Source organism: Nocardioides faecalis (genome assembly GCF_018388425.1).
GTDB lineage: Bacteria > Actinomycetota > Actinomycetes > Propionibacteriales > Nocardioidaceae > Nocardioides > Nocardioides faecalis.
The window spans coordinates 1,028,012-1,053,944 of record NZ_CP074406.1 but is presented as its reverse complement, the minus strand read 5'-3'; the positions used below and the strand labels follow the sequence as shown (position 1 = coordinate 1,053,944).

General features: G+C 73.0%; 24 protein-coding genes. 10 read left to right on the top strand and 14 right to left on the bottom strand.

Annotated features, from left to right (window positions below):
• Positions 1 to 4: 4 nt before the first annotated feature.
• The 4 genes from KG111_RS04820 to KG111_RS04805 are packed head-to-tail and all read right to left on the bottom strand — an operon-like array spanning position 5 to position 5,038.
• Positions 5 to 892, bottom strand: a complete 888-nt coding sequence (locus KG111_RS04820; protein ID WP_205290511.1) for an isocitrate lyase/PEP mutase family protein — start codon at positions 890 to 892, stop codon at positions 5 to 7.
• Positions 889 to 2,403, bottom strand: coding sequence for an aldehyde dehydrogenase family protein (locus KG111_RS04815; RefSeq protein WP_205290512.1), 1,515 nt, complete (start codon positions 2,401 to 2,403; stop codon positions 889 to 891). The genes KG111_RS04820 and KG111_RS04815 overlap by 4 nt, the downstream gene beginning before the upstream one ends.
• Positions 2,400 to 3,740, bottom strand: coding sequence for an acyl-CoA dehydrogenase family protein (locus KG111_RS04810; RefSeq protein ID WP_205290513.1), 1,341 nt, complete (start codon positions 3,738 to 3,740; stop codon positions 2,400 to 2,402). Before KG111_RS04810 ends, KG111_RS04815 begins: the two co-directional genes overlap by 4 nt.
• The gene (locus tag KG111_RS04805; RefSeq protein ID WP_205290514.1) at positions 3,737 to 5,038 is read right to left on the bottom strand and encodes a flavin reductase; all 1,302 of its coding nucleotides are present in this window, start codon (positions 5,036 to 5,038) and stop codon (positions 3,737 to 3,739) included. The genes KG111_RS04810 and KG111_RS04805 overlap by 4 nt, the downstream gene beginning before the upstream one ends.
• 144 nt (positions 5,039 to 5,182) lie before the next feature.
• On the opposite strand from KG111_RS04805, the gene KG111_RS04800 reads away from it, so the two are divergent.
• Complete coding sequence (locus KG111_RS04800) at positions 5,183 to 5,887, top strand: GntR family transcriptional regulator (RefSeq protein WP_205290515.1); 705 nt, start codon at positions 5,183 to 5,185, stop codon at positions 5,885 to 5,887.
• Positions 5,888 to 6,061: 174 nt separating this feature from the next.
• Here KG111_RS04800 and KG111_RS04795 read toward each other — a convergent pair whose 3' ends face one another.
• Entirely contained in the window at positions 6,062 to 7,729 is a 1,668-nt protein-coding gene (locus KG111_RS04795; protein ID WP_205290516.1) for a carbon-nitrogen hydrolase family protein, read from the bottom strand.
• Positions 7,730 to 7,794: 65 nt separating this feature from the next.
• Here KG111_RS04795 and KG111_RS04790 point away from each other — a divergent pair, with 65 nt between their 5' ends.
• Positions 7,795 to 9,210, top strand: a complete 1,416-nt coding sequence (locus tag KG111_RS04790) for an MFS transporter (RefSeq protein WP_205290517.1) — start codon at positions 7,795 to 7,797, stop codon at positions 9,208 to 9,210.
• 100 nt (positions 9,211 to 9,310) lie between these two features.
• Here the strand turns inward: KG111_RS04790 and KG111_RS04785 are convergent, their stop codons facing one another.
• From KG111_RS04785 to KG111_RS04775, 3 genes are read right to left on the bottom strand one after another with little or no spacing between them, the layout of a single operon-like run.
• Positions 9,311 to 9,898 (bottom strand): hypothetical protein, encoded by a 588-nt coding sequence (locus KG111_RS04785; protein ID WP_205290518.1) that lies wholly within the window; start codon positions 9,896 to 9,898, stop codon positions 9,311 to 9,313.
• Complete coding sequence (locus KG111_RS04780; protein WP_205290519.1) at positions 9,895 to 10,560, bottom strand: isochorismatase family protein; 666 nt, start codon at positions 10,558 to 10,560, stop codon at positions 9,895 to 9,897. Before KG111_RS04780 ends, KG111_RS04785 begins: the two co-directional genes overlap by 4 nt.
• A gap of 8 nt (positions 10,561 to 10,568) precedes the next feature.
• The gene (locus KG111_RS04775; RefSeq protein ID WP_205290520.1) at positions 10,569 to 11,771 is read right to left on the bottom strand and encodes a CaiB/BaiF CoA transferase family protein; all 1,203 of its coding nucleotides are present in this window, start codon (positions 11,769 to 11,771) and stop codon (positions 10,569 to 10,571) included.
• A 62-nt stretch (positions 11,772 to 11,833) separates the two neighbouring features.
• Between KG111_RS04775 and KG111_RS04770 the strand changes: the two genes are divergently transcribed.
• From KG111_RS04770 to KG111_RS04755, 4 genes are all read left to right on the top strand, one after another.
• Entirely contained in the window at positions 11,834 to 12,769 is a 936-nt protein-coding gene (locus KG111_RS04770; protein WP_205290521.1) for a hydroxymethylglutaryl-CoA lyase, read from the top strand.
• A gap of 28 nt (positions 12,770 to 12,797) precedes the next feature.
• Positions 12,798 to 14,330, top strand: coding sequence for a class I adenylate-forming enzyme family protein (locus tag KG111_RS04765; RefSeq protein ID WP_205290522.1), 1,533 nt, complete (start codon positions 12,798 to 12,800; stop codon positions 14,328 to 14,330).
• Between the two features lie 152 nt (positions 14,331 to 14,482).
• Positions 14,483 to 15,790: a DUF4437 domain-containing protein gene (locus tag KG111_RS04760; protein ID WP_205290523.1), complete on the top strand. Its 1,308-nt coding sequence runs from the start codon at positions 14,483 to 14,485 to the stop codon at positions 15,788 to 15,790.
• Positions 15,787 to 16,584 (top strand): hypothetical protein, encoded by a 798-nt coding sequence (locus KG111_RS04755; protein ID WP_205290524.1) that lies wholly within the window; start codon positions 15,787 to 15,789, stop codon positions 16,582 to 16,584. Before KG111_RS04760 ends, KG111_RS04755 begins: the two co-directional genes overlap by 4 nt.
• A 121-nt stretch (positions 16,585 to 16,705) precedes the next feature.
• Here the strand turns inward: KG111_RS04755 and KG111_RS04750 are convergent, their stop codons facing one another.
• The 3 genes from KG111_RS04750 to KG111_RS04740 form a co-directional block, all read right to left on the bottom strand.
• Positions 16,706 to 16,939 (bottom strand): hypothetical protein, encoded by a 234-nt coding sequence (locus KG111_RS04750; protein WP_205290525.1) that lies wholly within the window; start codon positions 16,937 to 16,939, stop codon positions 16,706 to 16,708.
• A 36-nt stretch (positions 16,940 to 16,975) separates the two neighbouring features.
• Complete coding sequence (gene zwf / locus KG111_RS04745; protein ID WP_205290784.1) at positions 16,976 to 18,439, bottom strand: glucose-6-phosphate dehydrogenase; 1,464 nt, start codon at positions 18,437 to 18,439, stop codon at positions 16,976 to 16,978.
• A 170-nt stretch (positions 18,440 to 18,609) separates the two neighbouring features.
• Positions 18,610 to 19,227 carry a TetR family transcriptional regulator gene (locus KG111_RS04740; protein ID WP_205290526.1) on the bottom strand — a complete coding sequence of 206 codons (618 nt, stop codon included), beginning with the start codon at positions 19,225 to 19,227 and terminating at the stop codon, positions 18,610 to 18,612.
• 129 nt (positions 19,228 to 19,356) lie between these two features.
• Between KG111_RS04740 and KG111_RS04735 the strand changes: the two genes are divergently transcribed.
• From KG111_RS04735 to KG111_RS04725, 3 genes are read left to right on the top strand one after another with little or no spacing between them, the layout of a single operon-like run.
• Positions 19,357 to 20,004: a biotin transporter BioY gene (locus tag KG111_RS04735; protein ID WP_205290527.1), complete on the top strand. Its 648-nt coding sequence runs from the start codon at positions 19,357 to 19,359 to the stop codon at positions 20,002 to 20,004.
• Complete coding sequence (locus tag KG111_RS04730) at positions 20,001 to 20,702, top strand: energy-coupling factor ABC transporter ATP-binding protein (protein ID WP_249666305.1); 702 nt, start codon at positions 20,001 to 20,003, stop codon at positions 20,700 to 20,702. Before KG111_RS04735 ends, KG111_RS04730 begins: the two co-directional genes overlap by 4 nt.
• On the top strand, positions 20,699 to 21,310 hold the full coding sequence (locus tag KG111_RS04725; RefSeq protein ID WP_205290528.1) for a CbiQ family ECF transporter T component: 612 nt from the start codon (positions 20,699 to 20,701) through the stop codon (positions 21,308 to 21,310). The genes KG111_RS04730 and KG111_RS04725 overlap by 4 nt, the downstream gene beginning before the upstream one ends.
• Positions 21,311 to 21,314: 4 nt before the next feature.
• Here KG111_RS04725 and KG111_RS04720 read toward each other — a convergent pair whose 3' ends face one another.
• On the bottom strand, positions 21,315 to 22,748 hold the full coding sequence (locus KG111_RS04720; RefSeq protein WP_205290529.1) for an amidase: 1,434 nt from the start codon (positions 22,746 to 22,748) through the stop codon (positions 21,315 to 21,317).
• Between the two features lie 44 nt (positions 22,749 to 22,792).
• Complete coding sequence (locus tag KG111_RS04715) at positions 22,793 to 23,338, bottom strand: NADPH-dependent FMN reductase (RefSeq protein WP_205290530.1); 546 nt, start codon at positions 23,336 to 23,338, stop codon at positions 22,793 to 22,795.
• A gap of 94 nt (positions 23,339 to 23,432) precedes the next feature.
• On the opposite strand from KG111_RS04715, the gene KG111_RS04710 reads away from it, so the two are divergent.
• Positions 23,433 to 24,023, top strand: coding sequence for a TetR/AcrR family transcriptional regulator (locus KG111_RS04710; protein ID WP_205290531.1), 591 nt, complete (start codon positions 23,433 to 23,435; stop codon positions 24,021 to 24,023).
• 149 nt (positions 24,024 to 24,172) lie between these two features.
• Here the strand turns inward: KG111_RS04710 and cimA are convergent, their stop codons facing one another.
• On the bottom strand, positions 24,173 to 25,804 hold the full coding sequence (cimA, locus tag KG111_RS04705) for a citramalate synthase (protein WP_205290532.1): 1,632 nt from the start codon (positions 25,802 to 25,804) through the stop codon (positions 24,173 to 24,175).
• Positions 25,805 to 25,933: the final 129 nt, after the last annotated feature.

Here is a 25,933-nt window from a genome sequence, read left to right as displayed (position 1 = left end):
ACGTTCAGCGGTGGGCGTAGGTCTGCTCGTCGCGCAGCAGACCGGGCAGGCCGACCAGGCCGGTCAGCTCCGGCCACGACATCCGCGGGACCTCGCCCGCGTGGCCGTCGGCGAGGATCGCGGCGTAGCTGCGTCGTACGGCGTCCGCGGCGGCCAGCAGCGCGGAGACCGGGTGGATCACCAGCCGCACGCCCGCGGCGGCCAGGGTGGCGTCGTCGGGGCCGGCCTCGACCGGGCCGCCGGCCTCGGAGCGGTTGTAGACCTGCGGCAGCGGGCGGCCGTCGGCGGCGAGCGCCTCGGCGACCGCGTGCAGGTCCGCCACGCCGGCGCCCTCGACGAACACGGCGTCGGCGCCGGCTTCGGCGAAGGCGCGGCAGCGGGTGACGGCCTCCTCGCGCCCCAGCACCGACAGCGCGTCGGTGCGGGCCACGACGACCAGGTCGGTGCCGGAGGCGACCGCGGCGGCGACGCGTGCGGCTGCCTCCTCGGCGCCGACGACCTCCTTGCCGCCCAGGTGGCCGCACCGTTTGGGCGCCACCTGGTCCTCCAGGTGCAGCCCGGCGATGCCGGCGGCCGCGTAGCTGCGGGCGGTGTGCCGGGCCTGCAGGGCGTTGCCGTAGCCGGTGTCGGCATCGGCGAGGACCGGCACGCCCGCGAGCGCGGGGACCAGCGAGGCCGCCCGCCGGGCGATGTCGGTGCCGTGCACGAACCCGAGGTCCGGCAGGCCCAGGTCGACCGCGGAGACGGCAGCACCGGACAGGTGCACCCCGCGGGCGCCGGCCGCGGCGGCGAGCCCGGCGCTCACGGCGTCGTGGACGCCGGGGAGCCGGACGACCTCGGAGCCCGCGAGCAGCTCCCTCAGCCGTCCGGCGGCGCTGGGCTCAGCGGTCATCGCCCGTGCAGGGCGTAGCCGCCCTCGACACCGACGACGCGGGCGCCGGTGAAGAACCGCATGGTCTCCACGGTGCCCTCCTCGCCCATGCCGGACAGGCCCCAGGCCGGCCGCGGGGTCATCAGGTGCAGGCTCATGATGGTCGAGCCGTTGACCTTGACCTCGCCGGCGCGCACCCGGCGGGCCACGTCCAGCGCGGCCTCGGTGTCGGTGCCCACGACGTACCCCTCGAGCCCGAAGGGCGTGGCGTTGGCCAGCTCGACGGCCTCCTCGAGGGTGTCGTAGGTGTGCATCGTGGCGACCGGGCCGAAGACCTCCTCCAGGGCGGCCTCGCTCGGCGTGCCGGAGATCAGCGTCGGGGCCAGGAAGGTGCCCGTCGCCGGCACCGCGGTCGGTGCCGTGAGGACACCGGCGTCGCCGGCGGCGGTGAGCCGGGCGTCGATCTCGGCGCGCAGCCGGGACAGGTGCACGGCGTGGATGATCGGGCCGAGGTCGGTGTCGTGGTCGAGCGGGTCGCCGGCGACCAGGGCGGCGAGCCGTTCCTCGACGCCCGCGCGCACGGCCTCGGCCAGCGCCGTCGGTACGACGAGACGACCCAGCGCACGGCACCACTGGCCGTTCAGCGTGGTCAGCAGGTCCACCGCGCGGCGGGCGGCGTCGGCCGGGTCGGCGTCGGGCATCACCAGCAGCGGGTTGTTGCCGCCGAGCTCGAGCTGGAGCGCGGTGAAGTTGGCCGCGCACGCCGCGGCGATCGCCCTGCCGCCACCGAGGCCCCCGGTGAAGGAGACCGCACGCACCCGCACGTCGTTGACCAGCTGACCGCCGACGGCCGGGCCGCCCTGGAGCAGCTGGAAGGTGCCGGCGGGCACGCCCTCGGCGTCCAGGACGTCGGCGACGATGCGAGCCAGCGCGGTGGTCCCCCACGGCGCGTACTCGCTCGGCTTGAGCAGGGTCGGTGCGCCGACGGCCAGCGAGCTGGCGATCTTGTGCGCGGCCATCGGGGCGGGGGCGTTGAACGGCACCAGCGCGAGCGCGGGGCCGAGCGGGAGCCGGTGCACCTCGACGGGGTTGCCGTGCTCGCCGGTGACGGTGTCGGCCAGCACGCCGTCGCGCAGCATCTGCGCGGCGAGGTGGAAGGCGCCGGGCACGATCATGCCGACGATGGAGGTCTGTGCGATCGGCACGCCGGTCGCGAACGACTCCAGCGCGGCCAGCCGCGGCACCTCGGGCGCCAGCGCCGCCCCGACGGCGTCGAGGATCTCCGCGCGGCGCTCGACGGGCACGCCGGCCCACGAGCCCTCGCGGTGCACGCGGTCGGCGGCGCTCAGCGCCGCCTCGACGGCGGCGCTGCTGCTGGCCACGGCGGTGCCGACGGGGGTGCCGAGGAACGGGTCGGCCAGCACCACGTCGAGCGTCTCGGCCGGGGTGGCCCAGGCGCCGTCGACGAGCTCGCCGACCTCGGGCAGGACCAGGGAGTCGCGCACGCTCACGGTCGAGACGGTCTCACTCACCGCGACGCGCCCTCGGCGCTCGCCGCGGCGGCCTGGGTGCCGGCCGCCGACGCGTCGGCCATCGAGTCGCGGGTGGTCAGGCCGGCCCAGCCCTGCTGCTCGACGACGATCTTGGCCAGGTCGAGCTTGCCGCGCTCGGCGGGGAACGCCTGCACGAGACCCATCGCGGTGTCGCGCATGGCGCGGCCGATGACGTTGTCCATCAGCGCACCGGAGGTGCCGCACATCTTGAGCGCGTCGGTGGCGACGGTGAAGGCACGCTCACAGATGGAGCCCTTGGCGAGCTTCCAGTGCGAGACGACCTCGTTCTTGGGCAGGATCGGCGGGTCGGACGCCTCGAGCTCGATCTGGCGGCGCAGCCACAGGTGGGCCTCGGCCAGCGCGGCCTCGCCGTCGCCGATGAGGACCTGGTGCATGGGGCTGGAGGCGATCGGCTTGCCGGTGTCGGCGAACTTGGCCGACATCGTGCGGTCCAGCGCGTAGTCCCACACGCCCTGGGCGATGCCGGCGTAGATCGCGGCGATGGCGATCTGGTTGCCGACCCACGAGCCGCGCGACATCTGGGTGGCGCGGGTGAAGGCGCCGGGGATCGCGAGCGCCTCGTCGTCGGGGACGAAGCAGTCCTCCATGATCAGGCCGTGGTTGTCCGAGGCCCGCATGCCCAGGCCGCGCCAGGGCGCCCGCGAGCGGGAGCCGGGGGTGTCGCGGGCCACGAGGAAGAGGCCGAGGCCGTCGATGCCGGCGATGTCGTCGCGAGCGGCGGTGACCAGGTAGTAATCGGCGGTGCCGGACAGGCAGCCGAAGGACTTCTCACCGTTGAGCATCCAGCCGCCGTCGACCTTGGTCGCGGTGGTGGAGATCAGCACGTTGGCGTTGCTGGCCTTGACGGCCTCGCTGGCGAAGTTGGCCAGCATCTTCTTCTCGGCGCCCATGCGGGTGAGCACCTTCTCGGCGAAGGCGCGCACCTCGGGCGCCTCCTCGTCGCTGTAGTGACCGGCGTCGAGCGCGGCGAGCGGCAGCATGCCGCGCGAGGAGGCCGAGCAGTGGAAGAAGAACGACAGGGCGGTGGAGCCGCACACGGTGCCGATCGCGTACGTCGTGGCCGCCAGGTCGCGCAGCCCGCCGCCGAGGCCGCCGTACTCCTCGGGGACGACGAGGCCGAGCAAGCCCGCGTCGGCGAGGAGCTTGACGTGGCCCGCGGGGAAGGCGCCGATGGCGTCCGCCTCCTCGGCAGCGGCGGCGACGGCGGGCAGGATCGACTCGACCCGCTCCATCCGCGCCCGCTCGGCGGGGGTCAGGTCGGTCAGCAGACGCTCTGCGGTCAGCTTCTCGGTCATCCTGCAGCTCCTACGATCTCGGTGGCGTCGGTCGACGCCGAAAGGGGCAAGTCGGGGGCGTCGGCGGCAGCGCCGGCGACGGTGGTGCGCAGCTCGCCGGCGAGGGCGACCAGGGCGGCGGAGTCGACGGAGGTGTCGACGTCGACCTCCTCCAGCAGGCGGATCAGGTCCTCGGTGGCGACCGCGCCGTCGAGCCCGGCGAGCGTGGTGTCGAAGTGCCGCACGCCGCTCTTGAGGGCGGTGATCGCCTTGACCAGGCCGAGGCGGTCGCGGTCGTGCAGGTTCATCCGCACCGGGACGGGGCGGGCCAGGGCGACGACCTCCTGCAGCAGCCCGCGCACCTGGAGCGGGGTGGCGCTGCCGGCGCTGTCGGGCAGCCCGATCTCGGCCACCCCGGCACGGCCGAGCGCACGCACCGCGGCCAGCACGGACTCGTGGCACTCGTCGGAGAACGGGTCGCGCAGGATGACCGCGGACCGGGCCTCGATGCCGGCCAGCGAGGCGAGGACCTCCTCGAGCGCCCCGGGAACGAGCGGGTCGAGCTCGCGCTCCACGACGGCGACCCCGGCCTCCAGGGCCAGGTCGGCCTGGGCGCGGTCGGCGACCAGGACGCTGGCGGCGTCGAGCGGGTAGGTGCGCGGCAGCAGCGCCTGCGCGTCCGCGGCGCTGGTGGCGGCGGTGAGGTCGGCGATGCGCACGCGCACGCCGGCCTCGGCCACGCCGGCTGCCACCGGAGCCGCGGGGACCCCGGCCGCCGAGCCGGCCACGCCGGCCACGACGCCGCTGTCGGACAAGGTGGCGATGTCGGGCAGCACGTCGGCGAACTGGCCCCAGCCGCGGGAGTGGAACAGCAGCGGCGCGGACTTGCCGGCGGCGTGCCCGGCGAGCACCTCGCCGACGAAGATCGTGTGGTCACCACCGGGGTAGGCGTGCACCACCCTGCAGTCGAACCAGCCGAGCGCGGAGTCCAGCAGCGGCACGCCGGTCTCAGCGTACGCCCACTGCTCGCCGGCGAAGCGGTCGGTCACGGTCGGGTCCATCCCGGCGAACCGGCGCCCGACCTCCTGCTGGTCCTTGGCCAGGACGCTGATCCCGAAGACGCCGCTGTTCTTGATCAGCTCGTGGGTGTAGAGCGTGGTGGTCAGGCAGATGGAGACCAGCGGCGGGTCGAGGCTGACGCTCGAGAACGAGCTCGCGGTCATGCCGTGCGGCGACCCGTCGGCGGCCAGCGTGGTCACCACCGTCACACCACTCGGCCACTGGGACATGACGTCACGGAACGTCGCTTGGTCGATCATCAGCACCACCTTTCGCTCATAGAATATACGATATCTACTCCGCAGGCGAGAGTCCCGACAGATCAATGCGGCCGATTCCGGCCGTGGAATATAGGATCTGAGCGAGAAGAGTCCGGGCAAGTGCCAAACTGGGGGGAAGTCGTCATGAGCCGTCGTGCCAGCGCAGCCAGCGGGGTCCGCCCGATCGCCCACCACTCCCTGGTGGACCGGGTCACCGACGAGCTGCACCGCGCGATCCTGAACGGCGACCTCGCCCCGGGATCGACCGTCTCCATCGTCGACCTGTGCGAGCGGTTCTCGATCAGCCACATCCCCGTCCGCGAGGCCCTGCGCCGGCTCGAGAGCGAGGGCGTGATCAGCCTGCGCCCCGGTCGCTCCGCCCTGGTCGCCACCGTGACGGTCGACGAGCTCACCAACATCTACCGGCTGCGCAAGCTGATCGAGGCCGACCTGTGCATGCGCGCCGCCGAGTCGATGACCGAGGAGCGCCTCGCCCACGCCGAGGAGGCGCTGGCGGAGTACGTCGGCATCGAGCGCGAGCCCGCCGCCCTGGCCGCCAAGCACCACGCGTTCCACGAGGCGATGCTGCTCGACGTGATCGGCCCCGCCGACGCCAACGTTCTGCGCGTGCTGTGGAAGGCCTCCGACCGCTACCTGCACCTGCTCATGGACGACCTCGACCACGCCCCCGAGACGCAGCAGCAGCGCATCGACGAGCACCGCGTGCTGCTCGACCTGGCCCGCGAGGGCAGGTCCGAGGAGCTCAAGGACGCATGGGTCGCGCACCTGGAGAACACCGAGAACGCACTCCTCAAGGCGTTCGCCGCCCGGGAGAACGCCGGCTCCTGAGGCAGGCTCGGCCGCCCACTCCCCCGCTGCGCCCTCCGGCACCCCTTCGGCCGGCACCCCTTCGGCCGGCACCCCTTCGGCCGGCACCCCTGCTGCCGCACTCTCGGCGTAGCACGACGAAGGCGGCCGGGCGCACCCTTCCAGGGCACCCGACCGCCTCCACGGCGTACGACGTCAGGCCGTCAGCACCGCCGCGAGCTGCCACGGGCGGCCGTCGACCACGTCGGTGCCGCGGCTGACGAACCTGTTGGTGGCGCACGCCGGGCGCAGCGTCGCCTCGGTGATCGCCCCGTCGGCGAGCACCGGCTCGGGGCAGCTGATCACGCCGGCGAACTCGCCCTCCCAGTCGCCCCACAGCGTGAAGTCGCCGGAGAGCGGGATGAGCGCACCGCCGCCGTGCTCGGGGTGCGGACGCGAGGCGACCGCGAGGTTGAGGCGGTTCTCCGCGGCGCGCTCGAGCAGGAGCAGGTCGACGTCGTGCTTCTCGGCGACCGTGAACGGCACCGCGACGACGTCGGCGTCGCCCAGCGCGGCGAGCCGGAAGGTCTCGGGGTAGAGGGCGTCGTCGCCGACCACCACGGCGAGGCGGCCCCACGGCACCTCGAGCACCTCGATGCCGTCGCCGTCGGGCTCGGCGAGACCGGCGTGGCGGGCACTGGCGTGCAGCTGCGGCTGCACCAGCTCGACACCGCCGGCGCCGAGGACCAGGCCGACGTGGGCGCCCGCGGCGTCGACCACGGAGGTGACCACGCGGACCGAGGTGCCCACCAGCCGGGCCGCGATGGCCTCCGGCGCGAGCGCGGGATCCGGGTCGCGCTGCGGGTCGGCGTCGGGGTGGGCGGCGAGCTCGGGCAGCACGACGAGGTCGACGCCACGCGCGACCGCCTCGTCGAGCAGGGCGCCGAGGTCGTCGCCGGGGCCGGGGGTGAGCACGACGGCGGCGACCTTCTCGGCGCCGGCGGGCGCCGTGCGGCCACGGGGCTCCTCGGCGATGGGGCCGTAGAGCTCGGGGCGCCGGGCGGCGATGATGTCGGTGCCGTCGGGACGGGTCTTGTCGCCGGCCAGGTCGAGGTCGATGTCGGCGACCACGACCGCCTCACCGGAGCGAGGGCCGACGGCGACCACGGTGCCGTCGGGGGCCACGATCTGGCTCTCCCCCGCGCCGTGCAGCCGGTCGACGGGCACGCCCACCTTCTCGGCGACGGCGGCGATGCTGTGCTCGGGCACCAGCGGGCCGACCTTGTTCGCAGCGACCACCCACACCTTGTTCTCCACGGCGCGGACGGGGACGTGCAGAGAGGCCTCGTCGAGGGCGAAGGAGTTGAGGCTGTTGAGCAGCAGCTCCGCGCCCTCCACCGCGTGCATCCGCGGGGTCTCGTAGATGACGCCGTCCATGCAGGAGTAGAGGCCGACGCGACCGATCGCGGTCTCCACGACGCCGGTGCGCTCGACGGCGGGGTCGACGTGGTCGCGCTCGGAGCCCATCAGGACCTGCTTGTCGCTGACCTCCAGCACCGCACCGTCGGGGCCGAAGAGGATGTTGCTGCCGGCGACCCGCCCGTCGGGGCGGTGCAGCGTGCAGTTGGCCATCACGTGGATGCCGTGCTCGGCGGCGCGCCGGCCCAGCGCGGTGACGAACTCCCCGTCCAGGTGCTGGGCCTGGGCCCGGGCGTGCTCGCGGCCGGAGTACCAGGAGACGTGGTTGGCGAACTCGGGCAGCACCACGACCTGCGCGCCCTCCGAGGCCGCGGCGTCGATCATCCGCAGGGCGGTCGCCAGGTTCTCCGCGACGTCCTCACCGACGGCGTACTGAACTGCGGCGACGCGAAGCATCCGGGCCATCGTTCCTCATTTCATATATCTTGTACGATCTGGCCCAGCCTACCCCCTCCAACCCGGGAGCGCTCGTGACGAACATCAAGCCTGCCTCAGATCCCGCCGACCCGGGGCTCGGGACCGCGACCCTCCAGGTCCACGCCCGCGGGGAGGCGCAGCAGGTCGACATCGGCCGCGACGCACCCTTCGGCTGGTGGCCCGCCATCGTCATCGCGCTGGTCGCGTTCATCGACCGCGTCGAGATCAACCTCATCGCCGGCGCGCTGCCGGCGATCCAGGACCACTTCGGGTTCAGCGACACCGTCGGTGGCGCCATCCCGACCGCCGCCAGCATCGCCGCGGCGGTGCTGCTGCTGCCCGCCGGACGGCTGGCCGACCGCGCCCCGCGCGTGGGCACCATCGCGATCGTCGTGCTGATCTGGTCGCTGTGCTCGGTGCTCAGCGGCCTCGCCTCGACCTTCTTCATCTTCTTCCTGGTCCGGATCGCGATCGGCGCCGCGGGCCAGCTGTACAACCCGCCCGCCTCCAGCCTGCTCGCCGACTACTACCCCAACCGCAGCCGCGGCAAGGCGTACGGCTTCGAGCGCGCCGGCTACTACATGGGCCTGCCCACGGGCGTGATCGTCGGCGGTGCCGTCGCCGAGGCGTTGGACTGGCGCGCCGTGTTCTTCATCGCCGCCATCCCGGGCCTGGTCGTCGCGGCACTGGTGCTGACCCTCAAGGAGCCCCGCCGCGGCCTGGGCGACGCGATCGACCGGCTCCGCGCCCAGCGCGGCGCCCCCGACGCCGGTGAGGCGCCGGTCGAGGAGCACGCCGCCCTCACCGGCAGCACCGCCGGCCTGCTCGCCGAGGCACGCAGCCTGCTCAAGGTCACCACCCTGCGCGGCGTGATCGCCGCCCAGGCGATCCTCGCCCTCGGCGTCGCCGGCCTCTTCTACTGGCTGCCGACGTTCCTGGAGCGCCTCGAGGGCCTCGACACCGACGCCGCCTCCGGGCTGGCCGGCGGCGTGGGCGGCACCGGCATCGTCATCGGCATCATCATCGGCTCCCGCCTCGGCGACCGCCGCGAGACCTCCGGGTGGCGGATCAAGCTGTCCACGGTGTGCCTGCTCGTCGGCGCCATCGGCCTGAGCCTGGCGGTGCTGCTGCCCGGCGTCGGGCTGCGGATGACCATGGTCGCGGTGGCCTGCGCCGGCTTCGCCGGCGCGATGCCGAACCTGACCGCCGCCGCGGCCAACGTGGTGCCCGCCGCCAACCGCGGCATGGGCTTCGCGCTGCTGCAGTTCCTCACCACCCTCGGCGGCGCCTTCGGCCCGCTGCTGGTCGGCGCCATGTCAGACCTGACCGGCGGCATCGGCAACGGGATGCTGTTCCTGATCCCGCCGCTGTTCATCTCGGTGCTGTGCCTGTGGCTGGTGCGCGACACCTACGACGCCGACGCGGTCCGCGCGGCGCAGTCGGTGACCGGCGGCCCCGCCCCGAGCTAGCAGCCCCGGGCCCCGGGCCCGTCGTACGACGAGAAGGGCGGCTCCCCCACGGGGAGCCGCCCTTCTCGTGTCTGTGCTGCGCGGTGCGCCCGTCGGTCGATCAGTCCCAGAGGTGGACGACCGCGAGCCCGGCGACGTCGGGCACGGTGGCGCCGGCGGGCACGAAGGCCCACTGGCGCGCCTGCGGCCACAGCACGTCCGCGTCGGCGGCCAGGACCGCTCCCGCGACGTCGGCACGGACCTCCAGGGTGCCGACGAGGCCGGCGGTGGCGCCGCGCACGACGCCCGGCTCCACCGGCAGCACCTCGACCTTGCCGGGCACCTCGGCCTCACCCTCGGCCCAGCCGCCACCGGCGCCGGAGAAGAACACCACGGCGCGGGTGCCGTCGTCGGTCGAGGTGGCCGAGCGGGTCACGTGCGGCTCGGCGACGAGGGCCTCGCCCGCGCCGCAGGACAGCCCGCTCATCCGGACCTCGCCGCTGAGCACGACCATCTCCTCGCCCGCCGGCTGGTTGCCGGTCGCGTCGCGTCGCCAGCCGTCGGGGAAGGCGACCAGCACGGTCCGGGTGCCGCGGGCGGCGTCGGCGCGCAGCATCGCGATGCGGGCCGGCTCCTCGGCGCCGGCGATCTGGTGCACCCCCCAGGTCAGGTCGCCGTCGAGGTCGAGGGGCGTGATCTGCTCGCTCATGCGAGGCCTCCCAGGTAGTCGATGATCTCGTCCTCGCCGAGCACGTCGGCGTACTTGGAGTCGAGGTCGAAGAGGTTCTGCTCCTGCACCACCTCGTCCCGGTCGCCGCAGGCCTCGCGGACGACGAGAGGGCGGAAGCCGTTCTGCAGGGCGTCCAGGGCGGTCGCGCGGACGCAGCCGCTGGTGGAGAAGCCCAGGACGATCGTGGTGTCGACGCCTTGGGCGCGCAGGGTGGAGGCCAGCGTGGTGCCGAAGAACCCGGACGCGTACTGCTTGGTCACCACGAGCTCGCCGGGCAGCGGGGATGGGGCCTCGGGGAACGCGCCCCACGGCGAGCCCGCCTCGAAGGCGCTCAGCCCGGGCACCTTGACCGCGAACCAGCCCGCGTCGGCGCCACCGGGCGCCAGCACGACCTGGGTGAACAGGACCGGGCGCAGCGCGGCACGGGCCGCGGCGACGACCCGCTCGGCGCTGGCGCGGGCGGCCTCGAACCGGCCGTCCGCGTCGGTGAACGGGCCGCCCTCGAGGTAGGCGCGGCACACGTCGACGACGATGACCGCGGGCGCGGTCCCGCCACCCACGCGTCCGCGGAAGCCCACGGCGGCGTAGTCCTCGGCCCGGTCGTCGGCCCGGTTCTTCTCGTCCTTCTCTGGGATGGACACGGCGGCGCTCAGATCACGCCGCGCGCGGCGAGGTCGGTCCGGGTGGCCTCGTCGAGGCCGAGCAGGTCGCCGTACACCTCGTCATTGTGCTGGCCGAGGGCGGGACCGGTCCAGCGGATCGAGCCGGGCGTGGCCGACAGCTTCGGCACCACGTTCTGCATCTTCAGCTGCCCGAAGGTGGCGTCGGGGACCTGGACGATGGACTCGCGGGCCGCGAAGTGCGGGTCGGCGAGCATGTCGGCGGCCTTGTAGATGCGGCCGGCGGGCACGCCGCCGGTGTCCATCATCTCCAGCAGGTCCTCGGCGTCGATGGTCGCGGTCCACTGCGAGATCAGCTCGTCGAGCTCGGTCTGTGCCTTGCCGCGGCCGACGTGGGTGGAGTAGGGGTGGCCGGGCTCGGACCACTCCGGCTTGCCCATCATCTTGAACAGCCGCGAGGAGACCGAGTCCTGGTTGGCCGCGATGAGGATCAGCTGGCCGTCCTTGGTCGGGTAGACGTTGGAGGGCGCGACGTTGGGCAGGATGGCGCCGGTGCGCTCGCGCTGGTAGCCCGCGACGTCCCACTCGGTGACCAGCGACTCCATCATCGCCAGCACCGACTCGTAGATCGAGGCGTCGACGACCTGGCCCTCGCCGGTGACGTTGCGCCGCTGCAGCGCGGAGAGCGCACCCACGGTCGCGTGCATCGCGGCGAGCGAGTCGCCGATCGAGATGCCGGCCCGCGAGGGCTGGCGGTCCGGGTCGCCCAGGATGTAGCGCAGTCCGCCCATCGCCTCGCCGATCGAGCCGTAGCCGGCGCGGTTGGAGTACGGGCCGGTCTGGCCGTAGCCCGTGACCCGGACCAGGATGATGCCGGGGTTGACCTCCTTGAGCCGCTCGTAGGAGAGGTTCCACTTCTCGAAGGTGCCGGCGCGGAAGTTCTCCACCACGATGTCGGCCTCGGCGACGAGCTTGAGGAACAGCTCCTGGCCCTCCGCCTCGCGCAGGTTCAGCGTCACCGCGCGCTTGTTGCGCCCCACGACGGGCCACCACAGCGAGGTGCCGTCGGTGCGGCCCCACTGCCGCATCGGGTCGCCGGCGCCGGGGGCCTCGACCTTGATCACGTCGGCGCCCTGGTCCGCCATCAGCGTGGCGGCGAACGGACCGGCGAGCAGCTGACCGGCCTCGAGCACACGGATGCCGGACAGCGAGCCTGCGGAGAAGTCAGTCATGGCAGAATCATATATCCGATAGGATGCGCCTGCTATCGGCTTCCCGAGGATTGGAACGACCTGTGACGGACCCCGCCACCCTTGTCGAGATCGTCGAGGTCTCTCCCCGCGACGGCCTGCAGAACGAGAAGCGACTGCTGCCCACCGACACCAAGATCGAGCTGGTCCGTCGCAGCGTAGCCGCGGGCCTGCGCCGGGTCGAGGTCACCGCGTTCGCCCGCCCCGACCGGGTGCCGCAGATGGCCGACGCCGAGGACGTGCTGGCCGGCCTCGCCGACGTCGAGGGCCTCTCCAAGATCGGCCTGGTGCTCAACCGGCGCGGCCTGGACCGCGCGCTCGCCGCCGGGTGCGACGAGATCACCGCGGTGGTCGTCGCCTCCGACGGCCTGGCGGTGCGCAACCAGGGCGTGGACACCGCCGCCCAGGTCGCAGCCTTCGCCGACATCGCCCGCGACGCCCGCGCCGCCGGGATGCCCACCACGGTCATCATCGCCGCGGCCTTCGGCTGCCCCTTCGACGGCGAGGTGCCCACCGAGCGCGTCCTCGAGGTCGCCCGGGGCGTGCTCGACGCCGGCCCGGACGAGGTCGCGATCGCCGACACGATCGGGGTCGGCGTACCCGCCCAGGTCACCGACATCGTCACCGGCATCCGCGCGCTCGACGCCGAGGTCCCGCTGCGCGCCCACTTCCACAACACCCGCAACACCGGCTACGCCAACGCCCTGGCCGCGGTCGCGGCCGGCGTCACCGTGCTGGACGCCTCCGCCGGCGGCATCGGCGGCTGCCCGTTCGCCCCCGGCGCCACCGGCAACATCGGCACCGAGGACCTGCTCTACCTGCTCGAGCGCAGCCGCATCGCGGTCCGCTCGAACCGTCCCGACGACGCGCCCGTCGATGCGCTCGCCGTCGCCGCCACCGGCACTTGGATCGCAACGGAGCTCGGGTTGCCCCAGGCTCCCGCGATGCTCGGTCGCGCCGGCTGGTTCCCCCGTCCCTGATCGACTCCCCCAGACCTCAGGAGAGCCCGTGGCCATCCAGACCGGCGGCGCACCGCTGTCCATCGTGAGCGGAATCCGTGAGTTCGCGGCCGCCACCCCCGCCGCCACCGCGGTGATCGACGGCGAGCGCACCCTGACCTACGCCGAGCTCGACCAGCGCGCCAGCCGGCTCGCCAACGCACTGACCGACCTCGGCCTGGGCCGCGGCGACCGAGTCGCGGTGCTCCTGGGCAACCGCCTGGAGTATCCCGAGGTGGCGGCCGGCATCGCCAAGGCCGGCCTGGTCATGGTGCCGCTGAACCCGCGGCTGACCTCCGCCGAGGCGCGCTACATCGTGGAGCACAGCTCGACCGGCGCCGTGGTGCTCGACGAGGCGCTCAGCGACATCGTCCGTGAGGCGTGCGAGGCACACGCGCTGCCCGCCCTCGTCCTCGACGGCAGCACGCTGGGCAAGGAGTACGAGGCCGCGCTGGCCGCGCAGCCGGCCACCGACCCGTTCCGCGAGACCGGCGAGCACGAGCCGTTCTGCATCGCCTACACCTCCGGCACGACGGGCAAGCCCAAGGGCGTGCTGATCTCGCACCGCAGCCGGGTGCTCACGTTCTACATGAGCGCGCTCGAGTGGGGCCTGGGCAGCGGCCGGGTCTCCGCCGCGGTCGCGCCGATGTACCACGGCGCCGGCTTCGCGTTCGGCTACGCCCCGGTCTTCACCGGCGGCACGGTGACCATGCTGCGCAAGTGGGACCCGGCCGGCTTCCTCGACCTCGTCGAGCGCGACCGCGTGCAGTCGGCGTTCCTGGTGCCCACGATGGCGATGGGCCTGCGCGCCCTGGGCGACGACGCGATCGCCGCCCGCGACCTGGACAGCCTCGACACGCTGTACTTCAACGCCGCGGCGCTGCCGTGGGAGCTCAAGCAGTGGGTGATGGCGACCTTCCCCGGCCGCGGGGTGCACGAGCTCTACGGCTCCACCGAGTCCGGCATCATCACCAACCTGCGCCCCGCGCACATGCGCGCCAAGCCCGGCTCCGTGGGCCACGCCTGGTACCTGACCGAGATCCGGATCGTCGACGAGGACGGCAACGAGGTGCCGCCGGGCACGCCCGGCGAGCTGTTCAGCCGCTCGCCGTACCTGATGAACGGCTACCTCGACAACGACGAGGCGACCGCGGAGTGCACCACCGAGGACGGCTTCGTCACCTGCGGCGACATCGCCGTGCGCGACGAGGACGGCTTCATCTCGATCGTGGACCGCAAGAAGGACCTGATCATCTCGGGCGGCACCAACGTCTACCCCCGCGAGATCGAGGAGGTGCTGGCCGGCCACGAGGGCGTGGTCGAGTCCGCGGTCGTGGGCGAGCCGGACGACACCTGGGGCGAGACCGTGGTCGCCCACGTCGTGCTGCGCCCCGGCCACGACCTGGACCCCGCGGCACTGGAGGAGCACTGCCGGGCGCAGCTGGCCGGCTACAAGGTGCCGCGCCGCTGGTACGCGACCCCGGCGCTGCCGCGCAACGCCGGCGGCAAGGTGCTCAAGCGCGAGCTCGCCCCGCCCACCTGAGTCCCGTCACGCCACCGACCCCAAAAAGTCGCACAATCTGTCTCGGAAAACCATTGACGAGACATTCTGTATCGATATCCTTCTGAGCAGCCCCAGCCGGCGTCGTCCGACGCCCCGACCCCCGGAGGTCCCCTGTGCGACCGCACGTTGAATTGATCCAGGAAGACGACTACGTCTGGCACGGCGCCGAGCTGCCGGGCGGCGAGGGCCGCGCCAGCGAGCGCCGCCTCTCCGTCGACGAGGAGGACGGCTCGTCCTCGCTGCGTGTCGACTTCCACACCTCGTGGGGCCGCAGCGCGGGCATCCACCACGCCAACACCGAGTACTACGTCCTCGAGGGCGAGATCGACTACGGCGGCCGCAAGATCGGCAAGGGCGGCTACGTCTACGCGCCCAAGGGCGTGCCGGTCGACTACATCAAGGTCGCCGAGGGCACCAAGCTCCTGCACTACCGCGAGTACGGCGACGCCGGCTTCGACGCCGTGGACAGCCTCGCCTCGGCCAAGCGCTGGGACGACGCGCGCGAGGACGTCATCGTCATCGACTCCGAGGCGATGCAGTGGGACGCCGTGCCGAACCCCGGCCCGATGCCCGGCCTGTTCATCAAGTACCTCCACGTCGACCCGGTGACCGGCTTCTACACCCGGCTCGTGCACGCCCAGGAGGGCTGGAGCGACCACCGCCTCGCGCACCACCCGTGCTACGAGGAGGCCTACACGACCCAGGGCCACATGGAGTACAACTTCGGCACCCTGGACCTCGGCACGTACTTCTTCCGCCCCGCGCGGGTCAAGCACGGCCACTTCACCACGATGGAGGGTGGCGCCACCTGGCTGCTGCGCTCCGACGGCGAGCTGAAGAACTGGTACACCCAGAACGAGTGGGTCCGCTGGGGCGGGGACGCGGTCAACTACTCCCCCGACGGCGTCATCGAGGAGCCGCACGCGCCGATCCGGCACTCGCACTCCACCCACGACATGGCCGAGCCGTGGCGCACCGAGGAGGACATGCGCCAGATGACCGCCGCGTGGCAGTTCCAGATCGACCAGGGCCAGCAGAACTCCCCGATCAAGCACCAGGGCACCGGCACCGACCCGTCGATCCGCGCGATCATCGCGGCGATGAAGAAGGCCGACGCCGAGCAGCTCCAGGGCGGTCACAGCGACGGCCACAGCCACGACCACGATCACGACCACAGCCACGACGACCACACGCACGACCACGCGCACGGCGACGACCACCACCACGGCGAGGAGACCCCCGCCCGGGAGCGGATCGACCTCGACTGGGGCTGGAGCGGTCGCGACACCGAGCACGCCGACGAGCGCACCGGCGCGCTGGCGCACAACTGGGGCGCCCGCGTCGCCTGGAAGGACGGCGACCCCGTCCCGGCCCCGATCATCTCCTCGCTGCCCGTCCGCAGCCGCTCGCGCGGCCGCTGGGACGGCGACGGGATGTGAGTGGAGCCTTGTCCCTGCTCGCTCCTCTGAGCGACGTCTCGCTCGCGGCGGTCGAGGTCTCCTCGGCCGCCGCGGGCGATCCCGTCGTCCACGGCCTGTCGATGTTCACCGTGGCGATCATCCTGCACATCGTGCTGTTCGTTTACTGGCTCGGCGGCGACCTCGGCGTCTACTACTCCAGCCGGTTCATCATCAAGCCCGAGCTGTCGCCGGAGACCCGGGCGATCGCGGCCAAGATCATGGTCGGCTGCGACATGGCGCCGCGCTTCTCGCTGATCCTCTTCGGCGCCAGCGGCGTGACGCTCATGTACTACGGCCCCCTCGGTGAGGAGTCGTTCCTCACCGGGTGGATGGTCGCCCTGGCGTGGGTCGCGACCCTCGTCTGGGCCTACCTGTCGCTGCAGGAGGCCCGCACCGGCGGCCAGCCCTCGCACGGTTTCTTCCACCGCGCCGACCTGGTCATCCGCCACGTCGCCGCCCTCGTGCTGGTGGCGATGGGCCTGTACGCCGTCGCCGTCTCGGACCCCTTCGGTGTGGAGACCAACCCGAAGTGGCTGGGCGCGAAGGTGGTGTTCTACGGGCTGTCGATCTTCTGCGGGATCATGATCCGCCGGGCGCTCAAGCCGTTCGGACCGTCCTTCGGCCGGCTGATGACCGAGGGCTCGTCACCGGAGGTGGAGGACGGCATCGTCGGCTCCATCCGGCGCTCCGAGCCGTGGGTCTACGCCATCTGGTTCTTCGTGCTCGCCGCGGCCGTCCTGGGCGTGATCAAGCCCGGCTACGTCGGCCTCTGACCTCTCAGGCGTCCCGAGCCGGACGCCGGAGACAAGAACCGCGCCGGACCCCCACGAGGGTCCGGCGCGGTCTGGGTTTTCTCCCCGGGCAACGCTGCCGCAGGGCTGCCTCAGCGCTGGCTCAGGCCGGCACCGGCACGTCGATGGTCTGGCAGCGGCGGCAGGTACGACGCAGCGGCGGCTGGCCGGGCGCGGGCGGCTTGCGCCAGCCGTGCCCGCGCAGGCGGCACGCCAGCGGGAGCGCGCCGTACGCGGTCGGCTTGATGGCGGGGCGCTGCATGTAGCCGTAGCCGGCGGCGGCACCGAGGCCGAGGACCCCGAGGGCGATCAGGACGGGACGGAGAGGACGACTCATGTCGATAGGATATATACCTACCCCGCATCGTGGGGGTCAGCCCGCATTCTCGTCCGGGTCGCGCCACTCCCGCTCGAACGGCAGGCGCCACGCGTACGGCGCGATGAGCTGGTGGACCTGGTTCGGTCCCCAGCTGCCCTGGCGGTAGGGCCGCACCACCGGCGGGTGCTCCAGCAGCGGCGCGGAGATCTCCCAGAGCCGCTCGATGCCCTCGGCGGAGTTGAACAGCGTCTGGTCGCCGCGCGCGGCGTCGTAGATCAGGCGCTCGTAGGCCTCCAGCACCGAGCCGGCCCACGAGGTGTCGTTCATCGAGAACTGCATGGACAGCTTGTCCAGCTTCATGCCCGGACCGGGCCGCTTGCCGTAGAAGGACAACGACATCTTCGCCTTGTCCGCGAGGTCGAAGGTCAGGTGGTCGGGACCGTGGTCGCCGATGCCGGAGTGCTCGGGGAACATCGAGCGCGGCGGCTCCTTGAACGCGATCGAGATGATCCGGGCCCCCTCGGCCATCCGCTTGCCGGTGCGCAGGTAGAAGGGCACGTTGGCCCAGCGCCAGTTGTCGACGTAGCACTTGAGGGCGATGAAGGTCTCGGTCTCGGACTCGGGTGCGACCCCCTCGATGTCGCGGTAGCCCTGGTACTGCCCGCGCACCACGTCGGCGGGGTTGATCGGCAGGATCGAGCGCAGGACCTTGTGCTTCTCCTCGCGGATGGCGTCGGGGTCCAACGAGGTGGGCGGCTCCATCGCCGTGAAGGCCAGCACCTGGAACAGGTGGGTGACCACCATGTCGCGGTAGGCGCCCGTGGCCTCGTAGAAGGAGGCCCGCTGCGCCAGTCCGAGCTCCTCGGGCACGTCGATCTGGACGTGGTCGATGTTGTTGCGGTGCCAGATCGGCTCGAAGAGGCCGTTGGCGAAGCGGAACGCCAGGATGTTCTGCGCGGCCTCCTTGCCCAGGAAGTGGTCGATCCGGTAGATCTGCGACTCGTCGAAGGTCTTGTGCAGCTCGTGGTTGAGGTGCCGGGCGCTGGCCAGGTCCACCCCGAAGGGCTTCTCCATCACGATCCGGCTGTGCTCCACCAGGCCGGCCTCCTCGAGGGTGCCGACCACCGAGAGCGCGGCCTTCGGCGGCACGCTGAGGTAGTGCAGCCGCACCCGATCGTCCGACAGGGTCCCGTCCTGGGCGCCCTCGGCCTTCTCCACCGCCGCGCGCAGCCCCGCCGGGCCTTCGGCGCCGGGCGCCCAGTGCAGCCGCTTGGAGAACTCCGGCCACACGTCCAGGTCGCCGTCGTCACCGGAGAACTCCGTCGCGGCCTCCAGCGCGAACGCCACGAACGTCTCGGTCGTGTGCTCGTCGAGCGAGGTGCCCACGATCTGCAGGTCGGGCAGCAGCCCGGTCTCGAACAGGTGGAGCAGCCCGGGAAGGAGCTTGCGTCTCGACAGGTCACCCGTCGCGCCGAAGAGCACCACGGTCACCGGTTGCTGAACCTGCTGCTGAGCCATGTCGTCCACAGTGCCTCCTCGGTGTTACGGCCACGATAACCACCGGGTCCCCACCCCGAGTCGCTCCTCGTGGCCCGTCGAACCACCCCTCGTGGCCCGCCGAATCACCTCCTGTGGTTTGCCGAATCACCCGTTGTGGTTCGCCGAATCACCCTCGGTGGCGCGGCGAGTCAGCCGTCGTGGTCCGCCGAGTCGTACGTCGGGGCGTGGCCGAGCTGCTCGGCCAGGCCCGCGAGCACCATGCTGAGGCCGAGGTGGAAGTCCTCGTCCGGGTCCGGCTGGGCGCCCTGGGTGTCGCCCGAGGCGTCCGCGGCGGCCGGTACGTCGACGGGGCCGACCTCGCGTCGTACCTGCTCCTCCACGACGTGGCCGAAGACGAAGTGCAGCAGGGTGCGCGAGCCGATCCGGGCCAGGTGCGGCTGCGCCCCGGCGCGGCCCAGGGCGTCGGACATCCGGCGCGCCGGCTCGGCGGCGCCGAGGCCCAGGGCGTGCACGCGGGAGACGAGGGCGGCACCGTCGCGCACGGCGAGCATGGCGTCGCGCAGCTCCACGCAGACCAGCCGCAGCTCGGACTCCCAGGTGACGATCTCGGTGCCGCGGCGCCCGCGGCGCAGCAGCTCGTCGGCCACCGCGGCCAGCAGGGCGTCCTTGTTGGCGAAGTGGTGGTAGAGCGCGGCGGGCTGCAGCCCGAGGTCGGCGGCCAGCTTGCGCATGGTCAGCCCGTCCAACCCGGTGGCGTCGAGCACCTCCAGGGCTCGTGCGACCACGTCGTCGCGGCGATAGCGCACCCTGGTCCTCCTCCGACCGCCCGGCGCGGTCCACTCGTCGGACCCACTCTGCCCGGTGCGCCGCCGCCGCCGTAACCTGAACACCGTTCAGTTCCGTGGCCGCGCCGTCGGCGCACTCGAGGAGAGCCGATGAACCGCCGCAGTCCCACGACCGACGTCGCCCTGATCGCCGGGTTCGCCGCGCTGATCGCGGTGTGCGCGATCCTGCCCGACATCAAGACCGGCGTGGGCGTGCCGTACTCGCTGCAGACCTTCGGCGTGCTCCTGGCGGGTGCGGTGCTGGGGCCGGCGCGCGGGGCCGCGGCGGTGGTGCTGTACCTGGTCGCCGGGCTGGTGCTGCCGATCTACTCCGGAGGCACCTCCGGCGTGGCGCACTTCAGCGGCGTCACCGCCGGCTACCTGGTGGCGTTCCCGCTGGCCGCGGCGCTGTGCGGCTACCTGGTCTACCGCAACGCCTCCCGCGCCACCGACTTCACCCTGGTGTTCACCTGCGGCCTGCTGAGCAGCTTCCTGTTCGTCCACACCCTCGGGCCGCTGAACCTCGCCTGGCGCGCGGACCTGAGCCTGAAGGAGGCGTTCCTCTACGACGCCGCCTACTTCCCCGGCGACATCGTCAAGAACCTCGTCATGGCGCTCGTGGCCACCTCCGTGCACCGCGCCTTCCCCGACCTGGTCGGTCGCCCGCGACGCACCCGGCGCGACCGCGGCGAGGCCACGGGCAGCCAGAGCCCGGGCAGCCAGGGCACGGGCAGCGTCACCCCCGGCGCCCCCGCGTGAGTCGCATCCAGCTCGAGCGGGTCGTCGTCCGGGCCGCGACGCCGGGCGGGCCGGCGCCCGAGGTCACCGTGCTGGACGAGACGACCCTCGACCTCACCGAGCACCGGGTGGCGTTGATCGGCCCCAACGGCTCGGGCAAGTCGACGCTGGCGCGCCTGGTCAACGGCCTCGTCGAGCCCACCTCCGGCCGGGTGCTGGTGGACGGCCTGGACGTGGCCAAGAAGGGCCGCGAGGTACGACGCCGGGTGGGTTTCGCGTTCACCGACCCCACCGCGCAGCTGGTGATGCCCACGGTCGCCGAGGACGTGGCGCTCTCGCTGCGGCACCGGGTCAAGGGCCGCGAGGCCCGGGACGTGGCCGCGCGCGAGGTGCTGGCCGGCTACGGCCTGGCCGAGCTGGCGGACCGCAGCGTGCACACGCTCTCCGGCGGTCAGCGGCAGCTGCTCGCGCTCGCCGGGGTGCTGGCCGTCGACCCGACGATCCTGGTCGCGGACGAGCCGACCACCCTGCTGGACCTGCGCAACGCCCGCCGCATCGGCGACCTGCTGCTCGGCCTGCCGCAGCAGCTCGTGCTCGCCACCCACGACCTCGACCTGGCACTGCGCTGCGACCGGGCGCTGCTGGTCGAGCACGGCCGGGTGGTGGCCGACGGCCCGCCCGCCGACGTGGTGGCGCACTACCGGGCGTCGGTCGGGTGAGCGCGGGGCCGATCGGCGACTACCAGCCCGGTGACACCGTGCTGCACCGGTTGCCCGTGGGACCGAAGCTGTTCGCGCTGGTGGTGCTCAGCGTGGTCGCGGTCGCCTTCCGCTCGGTGGGCACGACCGCGGGTCTGCTGGTGCTGGCGGTCGTGGTGTGCGCGGTGGCCGGGGTGCGGGTGGGCCGCGCCGCTCGCGCGCTGCGCGGGATCGCGATCGGGATGGCGCTGCTGGCCGGCTACCAGACCTGGCAGCGCGGCGCCGAGCACGCCTTCGTGGTGGTGGGGGCGTTCGTCGCGCTCCTGCTGATGGCGACGGCGTTCACGACCACCACGTCGGTCGACCGGCTGGTCGACACCGTCACCCGCTGGCTGGAGCCGACGCGGCGCTTCGGGGTGCGTCCCGAGCTGGTGGCGCTGGCGTTCTCGCTGATGATCCGTGGCATCCCGCTGACCCTGCAGATCGCCGCGGAGACCCGGGACGCCGCCCGCGCCCGGGGCCTGGAGCGCAGTCCTCGGGCGTACCTGACCCCGATGGTGATCCGGGTGGTCGCGCACGCCCGGGCGACCGGGGACGCGCTGCACGCGCGCGGCATCGGCGACGACTAGCGGCTCACCACAGCGGCGGGCGCCGGTCGCGCCACGGCGCGGCGGCCTCGACCTGTGCGGCCAGCGAGAGCAGCAGCTCCTCCTCGGCCGGCCGCGCGGCCAGCATGATCCCCACGGGCAGACCGTCGGCGGTCTGGTGCAGCGGCAGGGAGATCGCCGGCATCCCGGTCACGTTCCACGCCGAGGTCCACGGGGTGAAGCGCTTCTGCGCCTCGAAGTCCGCGGCCGGGTCGGCGTCGTCGCGCAGCGCGCCGACCGGCAGCGGCGGCGTCGCCACGGTCGGCGTCAGCACGGCGTCGTACGGCGCGAGCGCGACCAGCGCCTCGGCGGCGTGGCGCCGCAGCCCGCCGACTGCGAGGCCGAACTCCGGCCCCGACACGGCCTCGCCGCGCTCCCCCAGCCACCGGGTCAGCGGCCGCAGCGAGGCGCGCCGGTCCTCGTCCAGCGGCACCGTGGACAGCGCGGTGAGCACCGCCCAGCAGGTCTCGAAGACCGTGACCGCCTCACGGGGCAGCGGCACCGGGACGCCCTCCACCGAGTGGCCCAGCGAGCTCAGCAGCTCGGCGGCGTCGGTGTAGGCGCGGCGCACGTCGGGGTGCACGTCGGCATCGGCGATGACCGGCTCGTCGAAGCAGGCGATCCGCAGCCGGCCGGGGTCGCGGCCGACGGCGGAGAGGAAGGTGCCGGCCGGCTCGGGCGCCCAGAACGGGTCGCCGGCGCGGCGGCCGGCCAGCACGTCGAGCAGCGCAGCGGCGTCGCCGACACTGCGGGCGATCGAGCCGGGGACGGCCAGGCCGACCGGGTCGCCGTACATGGGGAAGCCGCTGATCCGGCCGCGGCTGGGCTTGAGACCGACCAGGCCGCAGCAGGAGGCGGGGATCCGGATCGAGCCGCCGCCGTCGGAGCCCTGCGCGAGCGGCACCAGGCCGGCGGCGACCGCGGCCGCCGCCCCGCCCGAGGAGCCGCCGGCCATCCGGGTGACGTCCCACGGCGTGACGGCCGGCGGGCGCCCCTCGGGCTCGGTGTAGCAGGGCGAGCCGAACTCCGGCGTGCTGGTCTTGCCGAGGCTGACCATGCCGGCGTCCTCGATCGCCAGGGTGACGCCGTCGGAGACCTCGGGCACGTAGCCGGCGAAGGCGGGCGAGCCGAACCCGGTGGGCACGCCCTTGGTCAGGTTGAGGTCCTTGATCGCCGTCGGTACGCCGGCCAGGGGCGAGGCGCCGTCCCCGACGGGACCGACGGCGGCCACCTCGCGGGCGCGCAGCCGGGCCGCGTCGGGGTCGAGGAACGCGAACGCGCCGCCGACGAACTCCGGGGAGTCCGCGGCGGCGCGTTCGATGCGGTGCAGGTAGTGCTCGGTGAGCTCGACGGCGGAGATCTCACCGGAGCGGATCAGCGCCCCCTGCTCGAGCGCGGTCAGGTCGTGCAGCTCGGTCACGACCCGACCGTAGCCCGTGGCGGTGCCGGGCGCTGGTGCCAGGCTCAGGCGGCGTCGGCGGGCTGCCCCTGGACGAGGGTGTCCAGGGCGGCGAGCAGCTTGGCGCGCGCCTCGGGGTCGGTGGTCGGGTCGACCTCGACCGCGGGCTGGGAGACGGTGACGTCCTCGATGACGACCGCGCCGGCGATCCGCGCGGAGCGGACGGTGTCCTCGTGGGCCCACTTGCCGCCGTACGGCGTCGGGGTGGCGCCGACGACACCGAACGGCTTGCCGGCGATGGCGCCCGCACCGTAGGGGCGCGAGAGCCAGTCGATCGCGTTGTTCAGCACCGCCGGCATGGTGCCGTTGTACTCGGGGGTCACGGCGAGGACGCGGTCGGCGGTGGCGACCCGCTCGCGGACGGCGGTGACGACCTCGGGCGCGGCGTCGGTGTCGATGTCCTGGTTGTAGAAGGGGAGCTGCTCCAGGCCCTCGACGAGGTCCAGGGTGACCCCGGCGGGAGCGTTGTCGCGCAACAGCTCGGCGATCTTGCGGTTCACGGAGTCGGCGCGGAGGCTGCCGACGAGGACGGCTACACGGGTGTCAGTCATGCAGGCTAAACGGACCACAGTCCGGTTCCTATTCCGCTCCTGGCGAACTTTTCTCACCACACGCCCGGCTACACCCGCCTAGGCTGGCCAGGTCATGCCCGAGTACATCCCCGTGCTCTCGTCCAGGCCGGTCGAGCGCAGCGACGCCGCACGCAACCGCACCGCGCTGCTGCAGGCCGCCGGCGAGCTGATGAGTGTGCACGGTGCCGCCGGGCTCACGATGGACGCGGTCGCCGCCCGGGCCGGCGTCGGCAAGGGCACCGTCTTCCGGCGCTTCGGCAGCCGCGAGGGGCTGATGGCCTCGCTGCTCGATCACCGCGAGGCCGAGTGGCAGGCCGCCGTGCTCAGCGGGCCGCCGCCGCTGGGCCCCGGCGCCCCCGCCCTGGACCGGCTGCTCGCGTTCGGTCCCGCCCGGCTGCGCCTCCACCGCGACCAGGGCGCGCTCATCGACGCCGCCGGCCGCGCCTGGTCGGAGAACGCGGCGGTGATCGGGTTCGTCGTCCTGCACGTACGAGTGCTGCTCACCGAGCTCGGCGTCGAGGGCGACCTGCCCTACCTGGCCAATGCGCTGGTCACTCCCCTGCACGTGCCCGTGCTGCGCCAACAGATCGACTCCGGCCAGATGACCGAGGAGCGCGTCCTCGCCGGCTGGTCCGACCTGGTCCACCGCGTCGTCGGTCGCTGAGCACCTACGCCGCCGCGGCACCCTGCCCGTCGTACCGGCTGGGGTGGCTGTGCGCCGACCACAACGGGTGACTCGGCGCGCCACAACAGGTGATTCGGCGAGCCACAACAGGTGATTCGGCGGACCACAGGGGGTGATTCGGCGAGGGGTCAGGGCTGGCGGTGGCGCAGCAGGCCGTAGGTGATGCTGTCCACCAGCGCCTCCCAGGAGGCCTCGATGACGTTCGCGCCGACCCCGACGGTGACCCACGAGGAGGCGCCGTCGCTGGTCTCGATCAGCACCCGGGTGATGGCGTCGGTGCCGTGGCCCTGGTCGAGGATGCGGACCTTGAAGTCGATGAGCTCGAAGCGCCCGATCTCCGGGTAGGCCTGCACGATCGCCGAGCGCAGCGCCTGGTCGAGGGCGTTGACGGGACCGTTGCCCTCGCCGGTGACGACGTACCGCACGTCCTCGGCCCTCAGCTTCACCGTGGCCTCGGAGACGGCCTCCTCCCCCGGCCGCGCGTGGGTGAGGGTCTCGGTGATCACCCGCCAGCTCTCGACGTCGAAGTACGACGGCCGCGCGCCCTCGGCCTCCTCGATGAGCAGCAGCTCGAAGGAGGCGTCGGCGGCCTCGAACGTGTAGCCGTGCGCCTCCATCTCCTTGACCCGGGCGGTGACCCGGGTGACCACGTCGGGGGCGTCGGAGAGGTCGAAGCCGAGCTCGCGGCCCTTCAGCTCGATCGAGGCCCGCCCGGCCATGTCGGAGACCAGCAGCCGCATGTCGTTGCCGACGTCGCCAGGGTCCATGTGCTGGTAGAGGTCGGGGTCGACCTTGATCGCCGAGGCGTGCAGGCCGGCCTTGTGCGCGAAGGCCGACGTGCCGACATAGGGCTGGCGCGCCGACGGCGGCACGTTGGTCACCTCGGCGACCGCGTGCGCGATCCGGGTGGCCTCGCGCAGCAGGCCCGGCGGCAGCACCTGCCGGTCCAGCTTGAGCTCGAGGTTCGCCACGACGTTGACCAGGTCCGCGTTGCCGGTGCGCTCGCCGTAGCCGTTGATGCAGCCCTGCACGTGGGTGGCGCCCGCCTCGACCGCCGCCAGCGTGTTCGCCACCGCGAGGCCGGTGTCGTTGTGGCAGTGGATGCCGACCCGCACCCCGGCGCTCTCGATGACGTCGTGCACCACGTCGGCCACCCAGCCGGGCAGCATGCCGCCGTTGGTGTCGCACAGCGCGGCGACCTCGGCCCCGGCGTCGTACGCCGTGCGCAGCACCTCCAGCGCATAGGCCCGGTCGAGCCGGTAGCCGTCGAAGAAGTGCTCGGCGTCGAGGAACACCTGCTGGCCCTCGGCGCGCAGGTGGGCGACGGTGTCGCGGATCATCGCCAGGTTCTCGGCCGGCGTGGTGCGCAGCGCCTTCTCCACGTGGCCCAGGTGGGACTTCGCGACCAGGGTGACCACGCCCGCGCCGGACTCGCGCAGTCCCGCGACCTGCGGGTCGTCCGCCGCGACAGCCCCGGCCTTGCGGGTGGCGCCGAAGGCGACCAGCCGCGCGTGCTTCAGGTCGAGCTCGGCCACCGCGCGGCGGAAGAACGCGGTGTCCTTGGGGTTCGCCCCCGGCCAGCCGCCTTCGATGAAGCCCACGCCGAGGCCGTCGAGGTGCCGGGCGATGGTCAGCTTGTCGGCGACCGTCGGGTTCAGGCCCTCCTGCTGCATGCCGTCGCGCAGCGTCGTGTCGTAGACGTGGAAGGCGCCGTGCAGGTCGAGGTCGGTGGGCGTGCTGGGAGTCGTGCTGGTGCTCATCTGGGATCACTTCTCGAAAGGTGGGGCTGGCGGGAGAAGGCCCCGAGATGCCAGGGCAAAACAAAAGCCCCCCGGGGCACGAGAGGCTGGCGCGTCCGGAGCTCGCGGACGCGCTAGGTAATGATCGTG

Excerpts from the sequence above, each read along its gene's own strand:
- KG111_RS04810 (WP_205290513.1), bottom strand. The coding sequence starts at position 3,740 with ATGACCGAGAAGCTGACCGCAGAGCGTCTGCTGACCGACCTGACCCCC.
- KG111_RS04775 (WP_205290520.1), bottom strand. The coding sequence starts at position 11,771 with ATGACTGACTTCTCCGCAGGCTCGCTGTCCGGCATCCGTGTGCTCGAG.
- KG111_RS04785 (WP_205290518.1), bottom strand. The coding sequence starts at position 9,898 with ATGAGCGAGCAGATCACGCCCCTCGACCTCGACGGCGACCTGACCTGG.
- KG111_RS04805 (WP_205290514.1), bottom strand. The coding sequence starts at position 5,038 with ATGATCGACCAAGCGACGTTCCGTGACGTCATGTCCCAGTGGCCGAGT.
- KG111_RS04820 (WP_205290511.1), bottom strand. The coding sequence starts at position 892 with ATGACCGCTGAGCCCAGCGCCGCCGGACGGCTGAGGGAGCTGCTCGCG.
- KG111_RS04750 (WP_205290525.1), bottom strand. The coding sequence starts at position 16,939 with ATGAGTCGTCCTCTCCGTCCCGTCCTGATCGCCCTCGGGGTCCTCGGC.
- cimA (WP_205290532.1), bottom strand. The coding sequence starts at position 25,804 with ATGAGCACCAGCACGACTCCCAGCACGCCCACCGACCTCGACCTGCAC.
- KG111_RS04800 (WP_205290515.1), top strand. The coding sequence starts at position 5,183 with ATGAGCCGTCGTGCCAGCGCAGCCAGCGGGGTCCGCCCGATCGCCCAC.
- KG111_RS04735 (WP_205290527.1), top strand. The coding sequence starts at position 19,357 with ATGAACCGCCGCAGTCCCACGACCGACGTCGCCCTGATCGCCGGGTTC.
- KG111_RS04795 (WP_205290516.1), bottom strand. The coding sequence starts at position 7,729 with ATGGCCCGGATGCTTCGCGTCGCCGCAGTTCAGTACGCCGTCGGTGAG.
- KG111_RS04715 (WP_205290530.1), bottom strand. The coding sequence starts at position 23,338 with ATGACTGACACCCGTGTAGCCGTCCTCGTCGGCAGCCTCCGCGCCGAC.
- zwf (WP_205290784.1), bottom strand. The coding sequence starts at position 18,439 with ATGGCTCAGCAGCAGGTTCAGCAACCGGTGACCGTGGTGCTCTTCGGC.
- KG111_RS04710 (WP_205290531.1), top strand. The coding sequence starts at position 23,433 with ATGCCCGAGTACATCCCCGTGCTCTCGTCCAGGCCGGTCGAGCGCAGC.